Source organism: Paraburkholderia sp. RL18-101-BIB-B (assembly GCF_046026985.1).
Taxonomy (GTDB): Bacteria; Pseudomonadota; Gammaproteobacteria; order Burkholderiales; family Burkholderiaceae; genus Paraburkholderia.
The window spans coordinates 1-15,915 of the sequence record NZ_JARESV010000054.1 but is presented as its reverse complement, the minus strand read 5'-3'; the positions used below and the strand labels follow the sequence as shown (position 1 = coordinate 15,915).

General features: G+C 58.1%; 12 protein-coding genes and 2 pseudogenes. All 14 read left to right on the top strand.

All coding sequences use genetic code 11. The annotated features are described in order from the left end of the window. The first annotated feature begins 28 nt into the window (after positions 1-28). The 14 genes and pseudogenes from P0D73_RS39375 to P0D73_RS39310 all read left to right on the top strand — a co-directional run bounded on the left by P0D73_RS39375 (position 29) and on the right by P0D73_RS39310 (position 15,838). Positions 29-394 carry a Zn-ribbon domain-containing OB-fold protein gene (locus P0D73_RS39375; protein ID WP_408435406.1) on the top strand — a complete coding sequence of 122 codons (366 nt, stop codon included), beginning with the start codon at positions 29-31 and terminating at the stop codon, positions 392-394. A 10-nt stretch (positions 395-404) separates the two neighbouring features. Continuing rightward, positions 405-1,541, top strand: coding sequence for a thiolase family protein (locus P0D73_RS39370; protein WP_408435404.1), 1,137 nt, complete (start codon positions 405-407; stop codon positions 1,539-1,541). Between the two features lie 11 nt (positions 1,542-1,552). Next, positions 1,553-2,341, top strand: coding sequence for an SDR family oxidoreductase (locus tag P0D73_RS39365; protein ID WP_408435402.1), 789 nt, complete (start codon positions 1,553-1,555; stop codon positions 2,339-2,341). A 60-nt stretch (positions 2,342-2,401) separates the two neighbouring features. After that, on the top strand, positions 2,402-3,592 hold the full coding sequence (locus tag P0D73_RS39360; RefSeq protein ID WP_408435400.1) for a CaiB/BaiF CoA transferase family protein: 1,191 nt from the start codon (positions 2,402-2,404) through the stop codon (positions 3,590-3,592). Next, positions 3,589-4,365 carry an enoyl-CoA hydratase/isomerase family protein gene (locus tag P0D73_RS39355; protein WP_408435398.1) on the top strand — a complete coding sequence of 259 codons (777 nt, stop codon included), beginning with the start codon at positions 3,589-3,591 and terminating at the stop codon, positions 4,363-4,365. Before P0D73_RS39360 ends, P0D73_RS39355 begins: the two co-directional genes overlap by 4 nt. Before the next feature lie 83 nt (positions 4,366-4,448). Next, on the top strand, positions 4,449-5,597 hold the full coding sequence (locus P0D73_RS39350) for a 2-methylaconitate cis-trans isomerase PrpF family protein (protein WP_408435396.1): 1,149 nt from the start codon (positions 4,449-4,451) through the stop codon (positions 5,595-5,597). 220 nt (positions 5,598-5,817) lie between these two features. Further along, positions 5,818-6,291, top strand: coding sequence for a MarR family winged helix-turn-helix transcriptional regulator (locus P0D73_RS39345; RefSeq protein WP_408435394.1), 474 nt, complete (start codon positions 5,818-5,820; stop codon positions 6,289-6,291). A 620-nt stretch (positions 6,292-6,911) separates the two neighbouring features. Continuing rightward, positions 6,912-8,222, top strand: coding sequence for an MFS transporter (locus P0D73_RS39340; protein ID WP_408435392.1), 1,311 nt, complete (start codon positions 6,912-6,914; stop codon positions 8,220-8,222). Positions 8,223-8,480: 258 nt separating this feature from the next. Next, on the top strand, positions 8,481-9,686 hold the full coding sequence (locus tag P0D73_RS39335; RefSeq protein ID WP_408435390.1) for an iron-containing alcohol dehydrogenase: 1,206 nt from the start codon (positions 8,481-8,483) through the stop codon (positions 9,684-9,686). Between the two features lie 37 nt (positions 9,687-9,723). Further along, complete coding sequence (locus P0D73_RS39330; protein ID WP_408435388.1) at positions 9,724-9,888, top strand: hypothetical protein; 165 nt, start codon at positions 9,724-9,726, stop codon at positions 9,886-9,888. A gap of 28 nt (positions 9,889-9,916) precedes the next feature. Continuing rightward, the gene (locus P0D73_RS39325; protein ID WP_408435386.1) at positions 9,917-11,815 is read left to right on the top strand and encodes a methyl-accepting chemotaxis protein; all 1,899 of its coding nucleotides are present in this window, start codon (positions 9,917-9,919) and stop codon (positions 11,813-11,815) included. 239 nt (positions 11,816-12,054) lie between these two features. Beyond that, positions 12,055-12,633, top strand: a pseudogene (locus P0D73_RS39320) (XdhC family protein); the annotation flags it as partial. 161 nt (positions 12,634-12,794) lie between these two features. Continuing rightward, positions 12,795-15,589 (top strand): annotated as a pseudogene (locus P0D73_RS39315) (Tn3 family transposase). Between the two features lie 27 nt (positions 15,590-15,616). Further along, positions 15,617-15,838 carry a hypothetical protein gene (locus tag P0D73_RS39310; RefSeq protein WP_408435384.1) on the top strand — a complete coding sequence of 74 codons (222 nt, stop codon included), beginning with the start codon at positions 15,617-15,619 and terminating at the stop codon, positions 15,836-15,838. Positions 15,839-15,915 lie beyond the last annotated feature (77 nt).

Here is a 15,915-nt window from a genome sequence, read left to right as displayed (position 1 = left end):
GCGCGATGTTGGCAAACAGGGAAACGGTATGAATCTGTCAAAAAGAGAAGGATCGCATTTTCGTGAACTGGACGGCAGCCTCGAGCTGATTGGTAGCGTGTCGTCGCGTGCCGAGCACGCCCGCTTCCCACCCGCCGAATACGGCGTAGGAGGGATTCAGAACGAGGACGTTTCCCTGGGGTCGCGCGGAACCCTCTACACATACACGATTGTTCACCCAGGTAAGGATCGCGCACCGTACGGGCTCGCGATGGTTGACTTCCCCGGACAGGTACGCGTATTCGGACGTCTGCTGATCGATCCGGAGTCGACGATTGTCCTCGAGAGGGCGGTCAAGGTAGTGCCATGGGAGTTTCCCGATGGAACGAAGGATTACGCGTTCGCGATCGTTTAAGGAGAGACTTATGAAACAGGTAGGAATTGTTGGTGTTGGCATCTCCGATTTCGGGCGTTTCCCTGAGTTGCCGGAAGAGACTCTTGCGCAAGTGGCGATTTCAGACGCACTCTCAGACGCGGGATTGGAGATCGGAGAGATCGACGCGTTCTACTGCGGTAACGCGTTTGGTGGGATGCTGCCTGGGCAGCGTGCATTGCGGGAGCTGCATACGCGGGGGCAGGCGGTGTACAACGTCGACAATGCCTGTTCAAGCGGCGCGACTGCGTTCCAGCTTGGCCTGCAGGCCGTTAGGTCGGGGCAGTACGACACTGTGCTTGTATTCGGCATGGACAAGCTTAGTGCGTTCGGCGGCGGTGCATTGCCGCTCAGCAGCGACGACTGGAATAACAGGCGAGGCATGATCATGCCCGCACTCTACGCGATGCGCGCAACCCGCTACATGGCCGAATACGGCCTTTCGAAATCAGATCTGGCAGATGTGTCGGTAAAAAACCGCAGGCACGGACTGCTCAATCCGATTGCGACTTTCTGCCGAGAAGTCACACGAGAGGATGTGCTGGCATCGAGGCCCGTCGCAGAGCCGCTCACGCTTCTCCAATGTTGCCCCGGAGTGGTCGATGGCGCTGCGGCCGTGGTGATTTCGAATTCGTGGGGCAAGGGAAATGCGGAACCCGTCAAGGTCCTCGCATCCGTTGTTCAGTCGGGGCTGTTCGAGACGGAATCTGTTGATATGACCGAGGCTGAGATCACACGTCGCGCGGCAAAGCTCGCCTACGAGCAGGCGGGTATTGGTCCGGCAGACCTCGATGTAATTGAGCTGCACGACGCCTTCACGATCTCCGAACTTCTCTACTACGAAGCACTGGGCCTGTGCGGGCGCGGCGAGTCCGCTGCTCTTCTCGCGAGTGGCGCAACGAGTCTGGGGGGGCGCATCCCTGTCAATCCGAGTGGCGGGTTGCTCGCGAAAGGGCATCCGCCGGGAGGTACCGGTGTAGCTCAGATCGTGGAGATTTGCGAGCAACTGCAAGGGCGTGCCGGGCGCAGACAGGTCTTGAACGCGAAGATTGGACTCACGCAGGTCACCGGTGGCGGCATCTGGGGCATGGACCACGCGGCGTGCTCCATTCATATTTTTGCGGCGTGATGGGCACCGAAATGACTGAAACAAATGAAGACCTCACAAGTGCCTTTCGAGCTCCGCAGACGCTCACCGCGGTGGTGACGGGTGCAGCAAAGGGCATAGGCTTCGGCATTGCGAAGGAGCTGGCGAGGCAAGGCTATCGGCTGTCGATCTGGGACTACGACGAGGACACCCTGGTCGAGGCGATCGACGAATTGAAGGCGCTGGGCGCTAACGTCACTGGTACCGCGCTCGATGTGACCGTCGTTGATCAGGTTGAGGAGGCGGTTCGAGAGCTCACCGCGTCGCATGGTGGGGTCGACATCCTTGTGAACAACGCCGGCATCGGCGGTGACCGTCTTGTTGCAAAGATGGATCTGGACTTCTGGCAGCGTGTTGTGGATACCAATCTGACATCGCAATTCATCTGCTGCAAGGCGGTGCTGCCGCATATGGTCGAGAGCGGGTTTGGCCGGATTGTCAACCTGTCGTCGAGAGCCTGGTTGGGCAACCGGGGACAGGCTAGCTACTCGGCGGCTAAAGGTGGCGTCGTGAGCCTGACGCGCAGTCTGGCACTTGAGTATGCGCGCAGCGGCATCACGGTCAACGCAATTGCCCCGGGCATTATCGACACGCCTCTTTTCAACAGCCTGCGCGACGATGTGAAAGACGGTCTGAAGAAGTCGGTTCCTGTACAGCGCATCGGCATGCCGCAGGACGTCGCCAATGCAGTCGTATTTCTCGTTCAGCCGCAGACGAGCTACGTAACAGGTCAGTTGCTATACGTGTGCGGCGGAAGAAGCCTCAGCAGCCCGTCTGTCTAGGGTAATGGAACACGGCGAGAGCCGTGTAGTCGGGATATTTGATTTATAAGGCAGAGCGCGATGTTGGAACGGGCTTTGGAAGGATTGCGCGTGATTGATTTCACGCAGGTCGCCGCTGGGCCTACTTGCACGATGATGCTCGCGAATATGGGCGCCGACGTCGTAAAGGTGGAGTCGCCCAGCGGTGATCTCGGTCGTGCACTGACCCCGCACGTGAATGGAGAGAGTGTGCCGTTTATGGCACTCAACAGAAACAAGCGCAGCATCGTACTCGACCTGAAGAACACCGGTGACGTTGCAGTCGCGCGGGAACTGATTGGCCCTGCCGACGTCGTGGTCGAGAGCTTTCGGCCGGGCGTCATGGATCGCCTCGGAGTCGGTTACGAGTGGGTCGAACGCGTCAATCCGAGGGCAATCTATGTGTCGTTCTCGTCATACGGACAGGGGGGGGCATTCAGGAAGGCACCAGGGGTTGACGGTGTGATTCAGGCTGTTTCCGGCTTAATGAGCATCACCGGCGACACGCGCGTCGGCCCTTGCAAGGTCCAGGCGCCGATCGTCGACATGGTCACCGGATATCTGGGCGCAATTCAGGTGCTCGGTGCGATCCAGGAGCGTTCAAGGACGGGTCGCGGCCAACGTGTCGACGTGGACATGTTCTCCAGCGCGATTGCCCTTCAACTGATTCCTTTGGCAAGCTATATGTCGGATGGCATCGTTCCCGTTCCGATGGGCAGCGCCGCACCCTACGCGGCGCCGAACGAAGCGTTTCAGTGCGAGGACGGTTGGCTGATGGTGGCAGCCTACCATCCCGCGCGATGGGATGCGTTGTGCAGAGTGCTTGAGCTTCCGGACGTTGCGACAGACCCGAGATTCAGATCACTTGCCGATAGAGTTGCGAACAGACCGGCGCTTGTTGGCGCGCTAGAGGCACGAATGCGAACTCGTACCCGGAGCCATTGGCTCAAAGCGTTTGCCGACGTCGACATCATTTGCGGACCGATCAATGACTACGAGGATCTGGTAACGAGTCCCCAGTTCGAATCGTCTGATGTCACAGAGCATCTCACCCATCCTGTGGCAGGTGAAAGCCGCCTGCCACGAGCCCGGTTCGGACTTGACGCGTCGACCGGAAGCCGCCCGGCTGCTGTTCTGGGTCAGCACACCGCCGAGCTGCTTCAGGAATTGGCGGAAAGGAAACTGAACGTTGCAGGTATGACGAGTGGACTTGAAAAGCAGGTGGGGACATGAGTGTGAGGACCGAAATCAAGGACCACGTTGCATCCATCACGATCGACCGGCCGGAAGCCTTCAACGCAATTGACAGCGAGACGGGTGCCGCGCTGCTCGAGGCGTGGACGCAGGCGTCAGCAAGTGAGGAAGTTCGAGTGATCGTTCTGACGGGCGCAGGCAGCCGCGCTTTCTGTGTAGGCGCAGACCTGAAGAAGACGAGGCCACCTTCCGGGAGCGCGCCTCGGCGCCATTTCAGACGTATCCCCCCTTCTCCCGTACCTTCGGACCTGCGTTGCGTGAAGCCTGTGATTGCGGCCATCAACGGGTTCGCTCTGGGCGGGGGGCTCGAGATCGCCCTTCAGTGTGACATCCGGATCGCGTCTTCAAATGCGGCGTTCGGACTGCCTGAGGTCTCTGTAGGAAGTATTCCCGGGGCGGGAGGCACGCAACGGCTGATTCGCGCAGTTGGGACCTCAGATGCGATGCTCATGCTGCTGGGCGGGGATCGCATAGACGCTCAGGAAGCGCTGCGGATCGGGCTCGTCAGCCGGGTGGTTCCGCCTGAGGAACTGGCGACAACCACGCACGCTATCGCGAGCCGTATCGCTGCAAACGCTCCGCTCGCGGTGCTCGCAGTTAAGGAACTGGCGACGACCGGTCGCGATGTTCCGCTACCTGTTGGTCTCGAGCTTGAGCGTCAATCGTTCTCGATGCTTCTATCGTCCGAGGACCGGATTGAAGGCCGACTTGCATTCGCTGAAAAACGTCGGCCGATCTTTAAAGGTGACTGAGAGGTGTGGAACTACCGTGACGTATTTCTTTCGCGTGCGCTCTCGAATCACGAACGTTTGGCTTTAAACGGAGATATATTCCCATGGCAGAACAGATAAAGGTGCCGTGCACCATCATGCGCGGAGGAACGAGTAAGGCGGTGTTTCTGATGCGGGAAAACGTGCCTGTCGATGACGGCGAACGCGACAAGTTTCTTCTCGCGCTGTTCGGAAGTCCCGATAAGCGACAGATTGACGGCCTGGGCGGGGCGGACCTGCTCACCAGCAAATGCGCGATTATTGGCCCGGCAACCCGACCGGATGCGGATTTCGACTACACGTTCGCCCAGATTGGAATCGAGGATGCGACGGTGAGTTATGAAATCGTATGCGGCAACATTTCCTCCGCAGTCGGCGTCTTTGCGATTGAGGAGGGGCTAGTGGCTGCCGTTGAGCCCGAGACCACAGTCCGGGTTCATAACACGAACACCGGAAAACTGTTGCACATCATCGTCCAGGTCGTCGACGGGCAGCCGCGCGTACAGGGGGATTTTGCTATCGATGGAGTCCCAGGAACCGGCGCCGCGGTTAAGCTTGACTACTCGGACACAAGTGGTGGCGCAACCGGCCACCTGCTGCCGACTGGGATGCCCCGGAACACGCTTCACATCAGTTCGTTGGGCAAAGACGTCGACGTCTCGATCGTGGACATTGGCACACTGAGCGTATTTGTCCGGGCTCGTGACCTCAACATGAGTGGTGTAGAAATGCCCACCGACCTTACGAGCGAACAGATCGACGTGATCGAGGAAGTGAGGAGCAGGGTTGCGGAGATGTGCGGTCTGCCCGCTGACAACACGTTGACTCCATTTCCCATTCTCGTCGCGCCATCGCAATCCTATGTAACCTATGCAGGGGACCGCGAGGTGACGGCAGAGGAAATGGATTTTGTGGCCCGCATGGTCGTGCCGAGCGTCGGAATGCACAAAGCGTTTCCCGGCGGGGGATCGATCTGCATCTCGATCGCTGCACAGATCGACGGCACCGTTGTGCACGAGTGCAGCTCGACCGCTACCACGCCTCGGGACGTCAAGGTCGGCCACCCGAGCGGACTCATCTCGATTTACGGTGAGACCCAACACACGCCATCGGGCTGGAGCGTTCGTCAGGTTCATTTCTCGCGAACGGCCCGGCGCATCCTTGACGGAAACGCATACATTGTCGACCGGGGCTGGTCGAAGACTGCGCGCTGATTCCCGAACTACGCCATTGGTCCGCCGCAGCTATTCTGCGGTAGAATCTCCGTATGCGAAGTTTTTTGGATCAGCTGCTGGTAGCCGGTCGCTTGATGGTCGCCGCCGGCGTGCTGGCTGGACAAACCTTCGCTGCGGGATCGAACCTGCAAATTGCAGGTCTCGTTGCTCCGGATTCACACCTGAGACTGTCAATCGATTGACACGCGACTGAGGAACTATGGCTGGCAAAAAAGGGGACACTGCGTTGCTCGTAAACTCCGCGGGAGATCGGTATATCTATTCGGACCAGGTCGGTCATTTGCTGCGGAAGGCAAACCAGCAGGCATCTGCGATCTTCCAAAAATACAGCGCCACACCTCAGCTGACGTCAGTTCAGATATCGATGTTGTTTGCGCTCGCGACTCACGGACCAATGCCTCAGAGCAAGCTCAGCAAACTCGCATCGATTGACGGCTCCACCATGACGGGCGTCGTCGAAAGGCTTCGGGATAGGAACCTTATTGAGACTACCTCTGAAGAAAGCGACAAGCGAAAGGTCATCATTGCCCTGTCGGATGAAGGACGTGATGTCGTTTCGAAGACGGTCGAAGTAGGCTGTAAGATTACGGAAGCAATCCTCACGCCGTTGAATGACGTCGAGCGCGTCGCCTTGCTGGCACTACTGAAAAAGCTTACCCATACTGGTGGCTGAGTGCTTCGCGCAGGCGAGCAGTCGGCTGCGCGCGTCAATTGATCCGCCACCTTTCACTCCTCGGTGCGCGCTACGCTCCGCTACCTGGCAACGCAATAGTCCCTGCCTTTTTGCTCTCCCTCTTGAGACCGCGCGTGGGAAGAACTAACGTCTTCCCGCAGCTGCTCTCGCACCTTCTCATACTCCGAATTGCTTTGCCGGCTCGCACCGCGGTGGATGTGCGTGCCGCGCCCGGCACTTACGGAGCCGAAATCTCCTGATCTTTTCAAAGTCGATTTAGATACTGTGGCGGGGCCGTCCCGCTCTGGCGTCAATTTGGCGGACGCTAAATTTCTGTCCGTAAGGCTATGTTGTGTACGGGTAAACGAGTCCGGGAGCAGCGGAAATTTAGTTTGTACACGGAATTGTTTTTGACTATGATCACTCCATACCTGCCTTGGATCACGGGCGCCTGGATGTCACGTAGTCTTCGGTCGAGAAAACTGTCCGGAAATGAAAAACGCGCTCGCTGTCTGGTAACTCGGCACACGCGACGACGTCGCTTTTGAATAATTCGGGTTCCTACTCAAACTTCTTTTAACTTTCGAATCTTTGACTTACCTTTGACCATTGGAGACGTTATGTCGACCCCTTCTTTAAACTCCTCGCAGGGCGTCGTCCATGAGGATGCTGCACGTGATCTGTACAGGAAGCTAGTCTGGCGGATCATCCCATTGCTGTGCTTCTGCTACTTCTTCGCGTATCTTGATCGCGTCAATGTGGGTCTCGCGAAACTACAGATGCTTGACGCTCTGCGTTTTAGTGACACTGTTTACGGTTTGGGTTCTGGGCTCTTTTTTGTCGGGTACATCATTTTTGAAGTCCCCAGTAACCTCATCCTGCAGAAGGTCGGCGCCAGGGTGTGGATCGCGCGAATCATGATCACGTGGGGCATCCTGTCTGGTGCAACCGCATTTGTTGCAACGCCTACCCAGTTCTATATTGCCAGGTTTTTACTTGGCGTCGCAGAGGCGGGCTTTCTGCCCGGCGTTCTTCTCTACCTGAGCAACTGGTTTCCCAGCGCACGTCGCGGCAAGATCATCGCACTCTTCATGATGGGCGTCCCGCTGTCGAGCCTTATCGGTGGGCCGCTTTCTGGCTGGATCATGACTGGCTTCGACGGAGTGCATGGCTTCGGAGGGTGGCAATGGCTGTTCATTCTTGAGGCGCTGCCATCGGTGGCACTGGGTGCAATTGTCCTCGCGTTCATGCCGAACAGCGCAGAGAACGCGCCGTTCCTGAACGATGATGAGCGAGCGCGTCTGAAATCCGACCTGGCAGGAGACGCCCAGACCGGCCGCCAGCATCGCATGAGAGACGCTTTCTTCAATCTGAAGGTGTGGGCGGTCGGACTGATTGACCTCTGTGTTGTGCTTGGTACATATGTCATCAGTTTCTGGCTTCCGACTATTATTCGGGAATCGGGCGTGAAAAGTGCCCTGGTTATCGGCTTGCTGATGGCTATTCCCAATGCGCTGGCCGTCGTAATGATGCTGATTAACGGGTCTTCGTCTGATCGATTCCGTGAGCGCCGCTGGCACATCGCATTGCCGTTCGCGTGTGCTGCATTTGGTCTTATCGCGAGCACAATGTTTACGGGAAGCACTGCAATCACAATCATTCTGCTTTCGATTGCGAATGCAGGCGTCGCGGCCGCGATGCCCGTAGTGTGGGCGCTTCCGCCCACGTTTCTTGCAGGAACAGCTGCTGCGGCCGGTATCGCGTTCATGTGTTCGGTGGCTAACTTCGGCGGTTTCGCCAGCACCTTCCTCATTGGCTGGTTGAAGGACCTCACCCATAGCATGACGGCAGGTCTGGTCACTGTTGGCGTGATCGTACTGGTGGGCTCGCTTCTCGCGCTTGCCATGCCAAAAGCGGTTGTGAATCGCTGATTTACGATAGGCCTCTGCCCGCTGTCGTACGGGATCGGTAACGGGCATCTCGTATCGCTGACAACATCAGGCAACGACATGCCGGCATAACATCGGTGCTCCAAGTTAAAGCGCCTTCTGGGCGCTTCTTTTTTGTGTATTACCGTGTTGGTGCGGGGCCCCTGCAACGCCAGCAATTTCGCGCCCCTGCGATGGAGCCTCCGCTGCCGTGTCACGGTACTAACGCTGCGAAAGCGTTGGTGGCCGGGCATATAACTCGTGAGCATCTTGACAAATAAAATGTGCATTCAACCTACGCCGCGTTATCGATTTAGCGGGCATGAACGTGTTTACCACGACGCGCCTGCCGCCGGGAAGCTGCCCCAGGCTCTTGACACGTTCGGTTATGAACGCGTGTTTATCGTGTGCTCGCGGACAATTAAAACGAGAACGACGATCATCGCGGAATTGACGGAATGCCTTGGAGACCGACTGGTCGGAGTGACTGACGAAGTGGGCGAGCATTCGCCGCTTTCGAACGTCTTGAATGCTGCTATCGCTGTAAGGGATCTGCGGGCAGACGTTATTGTTTCGGTGGGTGGCGGTTCAGTCATGGATATGTGCAAGGCCATCCAGCTTTGCGTATCCGAACAGGCGTACGACCGTGCCGCGCTGCTCAAGCTGCAATTCGTGCTGTCGCCAGACGGGACAGAAATGTTATCGACCGCTCGAGCGAGCGCGCGGATTCGTCAAATAGCGATCCCCACGACTTTGTCCACCGCTGAGTGGACGCCGGTCAGTACGCCGATTGATGACGAGACGAAACTTAAGGCCCGCTTTGTCGTGCCAGATGGTTCCCCGCGTGCCGTGATCTACGATCCAGAGATTCTCGGGCAGACGTCTTCCAGCTTGCTGCTGTCCACGGGTATCCGCGGCCTGGACCATGCAATCAATACCGCATGCTCGACGTTGCCTCATCCCTTTGCCGGGCTGCTGGCGGAGGAGGCAGTCCGGCTTTATATGCAGAACCTTCCCCAACTGAAGAGCAGGCCCTCACGTGATTCCTTGACCAACTGTCAACTTGCTACCTGGTACACAGGAATGGGTCAGATGTCAGTGCCGCACGGATTCAGTCACTGGATGGTGCACATCATCGGGCCCTACGGTGGCGTGGCGCACAGTGACGCGGCATGCGTCATGATGCTTGCGCAGGCAAAGTGGCTAGAAGACTGGGCCGAACCACAGCATGCGCGTCTCCGTGCGGCGTTGGGTGAGGCGACGCGGCCCTTTCACGAGATTCTTGCCGAACTGTTACGCAAGCTTGGCATGCCAATGTCGCTCCGTGATTTGGGGCTTCACCGGGAACACGTTGAGAAAATGATTCAACCGGCGCTGGAGCACCCCATGGTGACGCTCAACAATGTCCGGCCGATCCGTACCGAACAGGATCTGCGAAACATCCTGGAACTCGCATGGGAAGTCTAGGCGCGCGGTAAGTCTGCAAGACGAAGGCGCGGCATAAATGCCGCACTGGATGCGTGAAGGCATGATTCATGTGACGGACGACGTGACGATGCTGAATTCTCACACCATCATGAAGCCCATCTGGAGCGCGTCAGGTGAGATGTATTGCGCCTCTCGTATGGAAGATGGCGAAACACGCGCGATGCAAGGCGATACTGGATGATCGTTCGAAGTCACATCGGGGGCAGTTTGTGAATCTCACTAACTCAATCGCATTCAAGTTCAGCGGCGTAGCGGGCGGCGCACTAGCCGTTACTGTCTTCCTACTCACGACGATCGGAGCTTTGAATGTACGAAAACAGGCAGTCGATGAGTTTGCGCGTTCCAGCCAGACGCGAATTGTTCAGGCCGACGCGTCGCTCGATGCCAACTTCACGGAGGTCGAGCAGAATCTGAATTATCTGGCGCAGACGACGCAAGTTAAGGATGCTGACCAGAGCATCGCCAATTACCTGAGTCATGGCGGTCAGATGACGCCGGATTCCAATGGCGAGATCGAGAAGGCGATCTTTGTCCTGTTCAAGCAGTTTGGCGATACACACCCCAACCTGCGCTATCTTGATATCGGCACACGTTGGGGGGGATATATCCAGTGGCCAATGGAAAGCCTCGGTGCCGGACATTATGACCCCCGTGCCAGGGGATGGTATCAGCAAGCCGCGGCGACTCCGGACCATGTCGTGAGACCCGCACCATATCAAAGCGCCGCAGCCGGTGGCGACGCCATGATCTCATTTGCACGCATAGCAAAGGACGGCATGGGAGATGCGGTTGGAGTTATCGAGGAGGACATCTCGCTAGCGGATTTCGCACGTTTGACAAGCGGTATCCGGTTTGGCAAAACCGGCTACCTCCTGGTCGTGGACAGCAGCGGAAAAATTCTGATCGACCCCCATGACAAAAAACATGAGTTCAAGGAACTTAAAGGACTCGGCGGTGGATATGAGCACCTGGCGCTTGCAGGAGATGGACTGGGCAGCGTGTTGATGGACGCCGCGGTGTACCGTTCTTACGTCTATACCTCGCCAAAGAACGGGTGGAAATATTATGCTCTTGTACCCGAATCGGAAGTAATGGCTGGCGCGAACGTTCTTACCTGGACGCTTATCGCGGCGGGTATGCTGGTTCTTGCTTCTTCAATCCTGGCTACTGCAGTCTTGGGGCGTCGGATGACCGCGCCAATCAGGAGTCTGGCCAACTCCATGCGCGAAATTGCAGTAGGCGACGGCGATCTCACCCGACGCCTGCCCATAGTTAGCGGTGACGAAGTGGGGCAACTCGCGGGGCAGTTCAACGCGTTCGTCGAGAAATTGCACGGCGTTCTTCAAAAGGTCATGGTCAGCAGTCGCCTTCTTGAACTCGCGGCGAGCGAAGTATCGGCTGGAAATCTTGACCTGTCAGCCCGGACCGAGCAACAGGCCGCGTCGATCCAGCAAACAGCTGCGAATATGGAACAACTCGCAAGCACGGTGCGCGGTACCGCCGACCAGGCAAAAAGCGCCAACGCGGTCGCTGCAGGTGCCGTCGAAGTTGCGCGGCGTGGCAACGAAGCGGTGACCAGCGCTGCGAAGACTATGAGCGTTGCGGGGGAACAGTCCGGGCGAATCGTCGGAATCGTTGGCATGATCGAAGGGATTGCGTTCCAGACTAACATCCTGGCACTCAACGCCGCCGTTGAGTCCGCGCGAGCCGGCGAAAGTGGAAGAGGATTTGCTGTCGTCGCGGCAGAAGTACGTAACCTCGCCCAGAGATCGACTGGTGCCGCGAAGGAAATTAAGGCGTTGCTAGAGGCTTCCGTTGGCAATGTGCAGCTTGGGGCGGAGCAGGTGAACCGCGCAGGCGCGACGATTGTTGAATTGACGGAAGCGATTTCCAACGTTGAGATCATCACCGGCGAGATTGCCAGGTCGGCGCACGAGCAAAGCCATGGGATCAGTGAGGTGAACACCGCAGTATCGGGGATGGATCATGCAACGCAGCAAAACGCCGCGTTGGTTGAGGAGATAGCGGCGGCTTCTGCGTCCTTGAACTCTCAGGGGCAGGATCTCAGCGCAACAGTGGGTTTTTTCAAGCTGGGATGCGTTGAGTGAGACTATAGCGACCGCAAGGAAACAACGTCATCGAAGGCTGGCGACGCGCTACCGCATGATGGTCGGCGCGCCAATGTGCGGAGCGAGAGCCCCGACAGGGACAGTTTTTTAAACTGCTCTTGCTACGCGTGATGACATTGGCCGGTGTAGCGTCGGCTCCGAAGCGGGGGCGAACATGGATCGGTTTAAGAATGTAGATGCGGTAGCGACGTCCGCGAGTTAGCTGATGCAGGCACATAATGGAAAGCGTGGATGTAGAGGTTCTTAAGACTGGCGCACGATGGCTTGACCAGGGGCACAGTGCTCTTCTGGTGACGGTGGTGAAGGCGTGGGGCTCCTCGCAGCGTCCGGAGGGAGTGATGCTCGCTCTGCGCGACGACGGCGCGGTGGTAGGGTCGGTCTCGGGAGGCTGCATTGAGAAAAACCTGGTTGACTACGTGCGGCAGCACGGTACCCAGTATTCGGTACCGGAAGCGTTAACATACGGCCTCACAGCAGAAGAAGCATGCCGTTTAGGCTTGCCATGCGGTGGCACGATTCAGCTCGTGCTGGAGCCGCTTACGAAGTCGAGTCGCATAGCTGAGCTGTGCGAAGCCATCAAGGATGGTCACCTGGTTGCGCGGACTCTGGATATGGAGACGGGCGCGGTACGTCTTGCTCAGGCAAACTCGGGAGACGGCGTCAACTTCAGCGACGGGCGTCTGGTGACGACACATGGACCGCATTACAGGATGCTGGTAATCGGGGCCGGACAGTTGTCACGCTATTTGTGCAATATCGCTGTCGGCCTCGATTATCAGGTGACGGTCTGCGACCCGGGGTATTCGTCCTTTTCGTGCTAAATCTGGCGGTTTTCCCTTCAGAGCTTTATTTCGTGAGCTGCCATGGGGATCTGACTTTTGTCCGAAGGACCAAAAGCGTCTGCGATACCGTACCCGCCCGCGATTACAGATCGCGCCACCTTGACGGGAGGGAGGAGATGCCAGGCCTGGAATTTCGCTATGTGGGGCAGGATCGCCTGCCCTCCCGACTCTCGGGATTCGACGTGGAGCGCTACTTCGCGCTGACTGACAGCGACATTGCCGCGATCAACGAGCGATTCTGGCGCGATCGCCGAGCTGGCGTTGCCATCCAACTAGTCTTTTTGCGTGCCAGCGGCCACACCCTTGATCATGTCGGCACACTGCCGCGCGCGTTACTGCACTACGTTGGCGAGCGGCTTGGCCTTCCTACCCCAACTATCGCCTCCCTTCGCACACTTTATCAACGCTATAAGACGCTGTACGAGCATCAGGTCTGGACCTGCGAATATCTCGGCCTGACGTCGATCGAACCGAACCACTGGGCGGCACTGGAAGCGTGGATGCGACAGGATGCCGCCGAATCACTTACCCTTGAAGAGCTGCTCCAGCACGTCCATTACTGGCTGTATGAGCGTCGCATCCTGATACCCTCCGAGCGGAAATTGCGGGATCTCGGCCGCAAGATCTGGTCGGACCTTGAGCGTGGTCTGCTCGCACTTATCAAAGCAGCAGTCACGGAAACGCAGTTAATGCATGCCGATTCTGTCCTCTCTGCCCAGCATGGGACCTCCGGCATGAGAGTTCTCGAATGGCTGAAGACGCCGCCCGCGCGACACAGCCCGACGACGCTTACCGAAACCCTCGCGAAGGTTCGGTTCCTCAAGGAACTCGGTGCGCACACGTGGGTACTCGACGCCGTGCCGATCGAAAAGCAGCGTGCATACGCGCAGCGCATTCAGGCTCGCCGTCCTGCGAAGGTTCGTGAACTCAAGGAGTCGACCCGCACCATTGAGCTGATTTTTTTCCTGCGGGTCACGCTGCTCGAGTTGACTGACGCCCTCCTCTATCAGGCAGGACGCAGGGTCTCGGACCTTGTGCGGCAGGCTTACGACCGTACGACGGTCCGGCAGGCACGTTCGGCTGTCGAATACAGGAAGCAACTGCTCGCGATCAAGGCGTTGGTTCAGGATGGCAAGCGTCCGGCGCAAGAACGTCTCGACGATATAGGCAAACTGCTGGACGGCCTCGCAGACAAATCGCCGGCAAGTCATGCAGCCTACGTACGCGAAGCGCTCACCGACGATCATCACCGCATCCGCAACCTGCTGGGGCCGTTACGCGAGCTAGGCTTCGTAGGCCGCGAAGCAGAACAAAGCCTGCAACAGTTCGAACTTATCGGCACACTGCACGACAGTGGCGCGACCGAATTGCCACCCAACTGCGATGTGCCGGTAAGCGCCGCCTGGCGCGATCTCGTCAAGGGTGACGATCGGGCGCGCGCGTTGCGGGCACTGGAGGCATCGGCAATCACAGGTCTGCGTAAGGGGCTTCGACGCGGCTCGGTCTGGATCAACCACAGCCTGTCATTCCGGGAGCGTGATCAGTTGCTGATTCCGCCCACGCAATGGGAAAGCGATCGCGAGCGCTATCTGTCGTCGCTCGGGTTGCCGGGGACCGCGGAGCCGTTTCTAGAACGGTTGACGGAACACCTGAAGGCAGGCCTTGCTGCGCTGGAGGAGGCGCGCGAGGCAGATCGCGTGACAATCGGTACCGACGGCGCGCTGCACTTGTCCCCAATCGAGGCATTGCCGACCGACGGCATACCGAAACGCACGCGGGATCTGATATTCAAGGAGATCGGCACCGCGCAGTTCGCCGACATTATCATGGAGACGGATGCCCACACGGGCTTCAGTGAAGTGCTCCGGTCACGCAAGGCGCGCGATGCAAACGAACTCGTCTCGCTGTACGCTGCGCTGATCGCCCACGGCACGGAAATGGACGCGAAGAACGTTGCCGCCATGATCCCGCAGCTGGACCCTGCGCACATTTCGACGGCAATGCGCCTGCTTGAGATGCCCGGTCGGCTGCCGCGTGCAAACGACCGCGTGGTTGAATTCCAGCGCAGCCATCCGATTACGGAACTCTGGGGCACCGGACGGCAGGCATCAAGCGACTCAATGAGTCTTGATACGTCAAGGCACCTCTTTTATGCGCGGGTCGATCCGCGACGTCGCACTCATGCGGTGGGTATGTATACGCACGTGCTGGACCAGCACGGCATTGTTTATAACCAGCCGATTGTGCTGAACGAACGTCAGGCCGGAGTCGCGATCGAGGGTGTGATCCGTCACAACGAGAACCGTGACGACGGCGGGTTGCTGCGACTTTCGGTAGACACGCATGGGTACACGAATGTAGGAATGGCGGTGTCGAAGCTCCTCGGTTTCGATCTATGCCCGCGGCTTCGCAACCTCTCGGAACGCAAACTGTATTTGCCCCGACGAGTGGCCGCTCCCGACGGGCTGGTATCGGTCGTTGCCTACGAAATATCCATCAAGGCAATTCGGGATGGCTGGGAGGAACTGCTGCGCGTCGTCGCGTCGATTCATTCGGGACGCGTGAGCGCCAGTATCGCTTTGCAGCGATTCGGCAGCGCCGCGCAGGGTGACCCGGTGTACCGGGCGGCGGACCACCTTGGCAAGCTACTGCGCACGCTATTCCTGTGCGATTACTTTAGCAACCTGGAGTTTCGTCGCGAAATCTGGTAATTGCGTGGAACACGCAGCGGATGCAGACCACTCTTGATGACTGGCAACGCAAAGGACAGGGAATTGACGACGACTGGTTGCGGCGGCTGGGGCCGGCGCACTTCGCGCATGTCAATTTCCGCGGTACGTTGAGCTTTCCGATTGACCGTTATCGCGACATGCTACTGGATGCGGCACGTTGGCAGCGTACGGCCGGATAGTGAAGCGGCGCGGCAGAACGAGTGACGATGAACCTCGATACTGGACTGGTCGTCTCGCAGAGGGAGATCAGGCAGTTCAACCTGGGCAATGCGCGTCTGGTCGCCAAGGCGTGCGATGAGCCGAAGCGTGGACCCGAACAGCGGGCGCATGGTGCGGATTTGCTTGTCACCTTCGAACCTGCGCTCGCCGTACGGCCCGATGGAAGCGCCAGATTTTGCGTTAAGGCGCTGACCTTCGGAAGAAATTGATGACCGCATAAGTCTTTGATTTTTAGAGAAAAAGCCAGGAAAACCGCCAGATTTAGCACGAAAAGGACGAATACCCC

Bases quoted from the DNA above. Each gene is read 5' to 3' on its own strand.
- P0D73_RS39375 (WP_408435406.1), top strand. From the start codon at position 29: ATGAATCTGTCAAAAAGAGAAGGATCGCATTTTCGTGAACTGGACGGC.
- P0D73_RS39370 (WP_408435404.1), top strand. From the start codon at position 405: ATGAAACAGGTAGGAATTGTTGGTGTTGGCATCTCCGATTTCGGGCGT.
- P0D73_RS39365 (WP_408435402.1), top strand. From the start codon at position 1,553: ATGACTGAAACAAATGAAGACCTCACAAGTGCCTTTCGAGCTCCGCAG.
- P0D73_RS39360 (WP_408435400.1), top strand. From the start codon at position 2,402: ATGTTGGAACGGGCTTTGGAAGGATTGCGCGTGATTGATTTCACGCAG.
- P0D73_RS39355 (WP_408435398.1), top strand. From the start codon at position 3,589: ATGAGTGTGAGGACCGAAATCAAGGACCACGTTGCATCCATCACGATC.
- P0D73_RS39350 (WP_408435396.1), top strand. From the start codon at position 4,449: ATGGCAGAACAGATAAAGGTGCCGTGCACCATCATGCGCGGAGGAACG.
- P0D73_RS39345 (WP_408435394.1), top strand. From the start codon at position 5,818: ATGGCTGGCAAAAAAGGGGACACTGCGTTGCTCGTAAACTCCGCGGGA.
- P0D73_RS39340 (WP_408435392.1), top strand. From the start codon at position 6,912: ATGTCGACCCCTTCTTTAAACTCCTCGCAGGGCGTCGTCCATGAGGAT.
- P0D73_RS39330 (WP_408435388.1), top strand. From the start codon at position 9,724: ATGCCGCACTGGATGCGTGAAGGCATGATTCATGTGACGGACGACGTG.
- P0D73_RS39310 (WP_408435384.1), top strand. From the start codon at position 15,617: ATGAACCTCGATACTGGACTGGTCGTCTCGCAGAGGGAGATCAGGCAG.